Here is a 4,178-nt window from a genome sequence, read left to right as displayed (position 1 = left end):
AGGATCTCACCCCGGGCGTCCACGGTGATCTTCTGCGACAGGTCACCCTTCGCCACCGCCGTCGCGACCTGCGCGATCGACCGGACCTGGCTGGTGAGGTTGCCGGCCATGACGTTCACCGACTCGGTGAGATCACGCCACGTACCCGAGACGCCCTTGACGTCCGCCTGCCCGCCGAGCCGCCCGTCGGTGCCCACCTCCCGGGCCACCCGGGTCACCTCGTCCGCGAACCCCGAGAGCTGATCGACCATCGTGTTGATCGTGCTCTTGAGCTCCAGGATCTCACCCCGGGCGTCCACGGTGATCTTCTGCGACAGGTCACCCTTCGCCACCGCCGTCGCGACCTGCGCGATGTCGCGCACCTGGCCGGTCAGGTTGCCGGCCATGGCGTTGACGTTGTCCGTGAGGTCCTTCCACGAGCCCGACACGCCCGGCACCTCGGCCTGGCCGCCGAGCTTGCCCTCGGTGCCCACCTCGCGCGCCACCCGCGTCACCTCGGAGGTGAACAGCGCGAGCTGGTCGATCATCCCGTTGAAGACGGTGGCGATCTCGTCCAGTAGATCGTCACCGACGCGGGGCAGGCGGGTGCCGAAGTCGCCGCCCCGCACGGCGGTGAGCCCGGCCAGGAGCTGCCGCAGGGCCGGATCATCCAACCTCGCGCGCTCCGCTTCACGATCCGTGACCTCGGTCACCGTTGCCCTCCAGCCTGTCGCCCACGGTGCCCGCCGCTGCGGGGCCGTCGCGGTCGATGTCCAGATCCGTTCGAAGCTTCTGCAGTAGGGTAAGGGCGACAAGACCGGCGTCCCGGCCATACACCCTTGACTTGGTGAATGGCCAGCGTTCGGGGTGGACAAGGAGACACGGTCGTGGGCTCCGCGCAGGGCAGCGCAGGCCGGTCCGGCCCCGCCGCAGGAATGCTGGGCGTGATCGCCCGCCAGCAGCGGCAGCTCGCCGAAGCCCGGTCACGCACCGCGTCCGATGCCCTGATCGACGTCGCCACCGGGGTGCTCGTCGAACGGTTGCAGTGTTCGGTGGCCGAGGCCGGCGAGCAGCTTCGCGGCCTTGCCCGTGCCGCCGGGGTGGCCCCGGCCGACTTCGCGGCCGAGGTGCTCGGCCAGGCCCCGGGCGCGTCCTGGCGGCCGGCGCTCGACTCCGATGCCCGCGGCCGCTCCTGGCTGGCACAGGCCGCCATCGTCCACGCCACCGACGGCTACCCGGTCGCGCAGGCGGTCCACGACGAGGTCCTGGCCCCGCTGGGGGCGGTAGCCGTGGCTCTGTGGATGCTGGAGCCCGACGGTGCGCTCGCCCTGGTCGGGCAGTCCGGTCTGAGTCCGCTCGACGCGAGCCGCTGGCAGCGGATCCCGCCGCAGTTGGACTGCGCCGCCCTGCGCGCCGCCCGCCTCGGCGCGCCCCAGTGGTGGCCGACCGGATCCCCGCCGGGGCCGGCGGTCGGCACGCAGAGCACGGGCGGCACGCAGAGCACGGGCGGCACGCAGAGCACGGGCGGCACCGGGGGCACGGTCGGCTCGGGGGGCACTGACGGGCCAGCCCGGCTGGGTCCCTGGCAGGGAGCACGGGCGGCGTTGCCGTTGCGGCGGGCCGGCGCCGTCGTGGGCGCCATGGAGATCTGCTGGCCGGCCCCACGCGCGCAGTTCGGCGACGGGGCACGGCGCGAACTCACCGCGCTCGCCGACCTCTGCCTGCACAGCCTGCACCCGGCGGGCGGGCCCGGCAGCACGTCCGGCGCCGCGGCCGCGCAGACCCCCGAGGGCTGCGCGACCCAGACGACCCTCGCGGCCAGAGTCGCCTGGCTGCCGGCGTTGCTCGACGCCGTGGGCGGATCGGTGCTGCTGGCGCATGCCGTGCGCGCCGACGACGGCGAGGTGCTCGACTTCCGCATCGACCACGTCGGCGAGGGCTTCCGGGATCCGGGCGGGCGCCCACCCGCCGAGCTGTGCGGGCGCGGCCTGCTGGAGCTCTACCCCCTCCTCGGTGCCGACGCCGGCCTGTTCGGGCGCGCCGTCGAGGTCCTGCGCACCGGCGAGCCGTACCGCGCCGACGGCACCGTCCTGCTCACCCTGATCGACGACGTGGTCGTCGGCGAAGAGGTGAACGTGCGCATCGCCCGCCTCTTCGACGGCGTCGCCGTCGGCTGGACCGTCGGCGGGGCCGGCGAGGGCGGGGATTCGCTGCTGCGCGCCGTGGAGCGCCTCGGCCGGTTCGGTGCCTGGCAGGAGGAGATCCGCACCGGTGCGGTCCGCTGGACCCAGCACACCTACGAGCTGTTCGGCCGGGGTCTGCATGCCTCGCCCATCCCCCTCGACGATCTCCACGCGCACGTGCATCCCCAGGACCGGGCGGCCGTCGACCAGCTCCGCGACGCGCTGCTGCGGCTGCAGCGCTCGGTCACGGTCTCCTTCCGGGTCCTGCTCCCCGACGGGACGATGCGTCAGCTTCGCGCGCTCGCCGAACCCGTGACCGACACCACCGGGGCGCTGGTCGCGGTCCGCGGCGTCTACCAGGACCTGACGAGCCACTACCGCACGCAGGTCGTCCTCGACGCCACCCGGCACCAGCTCGCCGACTCCGAGGCGCGCGCCGCCGGCCAGCACCGCCTGGCGCTCACCCTGCAGCGGGCGCTCCTGCCCGGCTCGGACGAGGCCGTCGAGGCCAGCGGACTCGCGGTCGCCGTCCGCTACCGCCCGGCCGAACAGGAACACCTCGTCGGCGGCGACTGGTACGACGCCGTCACCCTCCCCGGCGGCGACGTCCTGCTCGTCGTGGGTGACGTCGCGGGCCACAGCATCCGGACGGTGGCCGGCATGGTGACCCTGCGCAACAGCCTTCGCGGCCTGGCGGTCACCGGCGCGGGCCCCGCGCAGCTGCTGCACTGGCTCAACCGGGTCACCTACCACCTCACGGATGACATCACCGCGACCGTCGTCTGCGGCCTGTACCGCCCGTCGGACCACACGCTGCGCTGGGCCCGCGCGGGGCATCTGCCCCCGGTCCTCGTCCACGACGGCTCCGCCAGCACGCTGGCGCAGCCCGACGGCCTGCTGCTCGGCGTCGAGCCGGACGCAACGTATGAGGAGGCGATCCACCACCTGGCCCCCGAGGATCTCCTGCTGCTGTTCACCGACGGCCTGATCGAGCGCCGCGGCACCGGGCTGGACACCTCACTCGCCGCCCTGCTGCGCATCGCCGCCCAGCGCCAGCCGGACGTCGCCCGCCAGGCCGACCACGTCCTCGCGCACACCAGGCCGGACACCGACGACGACACCTGCCTCATCGTCATCCAGCGCCGCGACCACCGAGCCCCCGTCACCTCCGGTGGCTCCTGACTCCGACCCGCCCCGGCCCAGCCGCCCCGCCGATCGGACCTGCTCGGCCCGCGCCGTACGCCGGCAGTGCGGCGTGTCACGCCTGGCGTTCTGAGAAGGTCGTATCCATGGCACGACCGCCCGCCCACTCGGCCGTCCGCTCGGCCACCCACTCGGCCACCAGCTCGGCCACCAGCTCGGCAGGGAGACTCGGCGCGCTGGCGCGGGCCTGCCATCCGGAGCCGACGGTCGCGGTGACGCTGTTCGCGACGGCGCTCGCGGCCGCCGGCGGTCGCCCGCGGGCCGGGGTCATCGCGGTCGCGGCGGCCGTCGGGACCGGCCAGCTCTCGGTCGGCTGGAGCAATGACCTCGTCGACCGTGGCCGGGACGCCGCCGGGGGCCGAACGGACAAGCCGATCGTCGTCGACGGCCTGGCGCCGGAAACGGTCGCCGGGGCCACCGCGGCGGCGCTGGCCGCCTGCGTGCCGCTGTCCTTCCTCTCCGGCGGACGGGCGGGGTCGGCCCACCTCGCCGCGGTCGCGGGCGGATGGGCGTACAACCTCGGGCTGAAGGCGACCCCGCTGTCCGTCGTTCCCTATGCCGTCTCGTTCGCGCTGCTGCCCGCCTCCGTCGTCCTCGGGCTGCCCGGTCATCCCGCGCCGCCGTGGTGGCTGCCGCTGGCGGGGGCGCTACTCGGCTCGGGTGCCCACTTCGCCAACGTCCTGCCGGACCTCGACACCGACGCCCGCACGGGGGTGCGCGGGCTGCCGCAACACCTCGGCCCGGCCGGCGTACGTGCGTCGGCGGCGCTGCTGCTGGCGGCGGGTTCCGTCGTCGCGGTGCTCGGGCCCGGGC

The 4,178-nt window shown here is 74.7% G+C and carries 3 protein-coding genes; 2 read left to right on the top strand and 1 reads right to left on the bottom strand.

All coding sequences use genetic code 11. The features are described 5' to 3' along the window. The coding region (locus tag ND748_RS21430) for a HAMP domain-containing protein (protein ID WP_251747779.1) at positions 1–692 on the bottom strand (692 nt) is incomplete at its 3' end. Between the two features lie 174 nt (positions 693–866). Here ND748_RS21430 and ND748_RS21425 point away from each other — a divergent pair. Further along, on the top strand, positions 867–3,344 hold the full coding sequence (locus ND748_RS21425; protein WP_251747778.1) for a SpoIIE family protein phosphatase: 2,478 nt from the start codon (positions 867–869) through the stop codon (positions 3,342–3,344). A gap of 107 nt (positions 3,345–3,451) precedes the next feature. Beyond that, the coding region (locus ND748_RS21420) for a UbiA family prenyltransferase (RefSeq protein WP_251747777.1) at positions 3,452–4,178 on the top strand (727 nt) is incomplete at its 3' end.

The organism is Frankia sp. AiPs1 (assembly GCF_023716945.1).
Classification (GTDB): domain Bacteria; phylum Actinomycetota; class Actinomycetes; order Frankiales; family Frankiaceae; genus Frankia.
The sequence above is the reverse complement of the archived record's forward strand: the minus strand, read 5'-3'. Positions and strand labels throughout refer to the sequence as shown.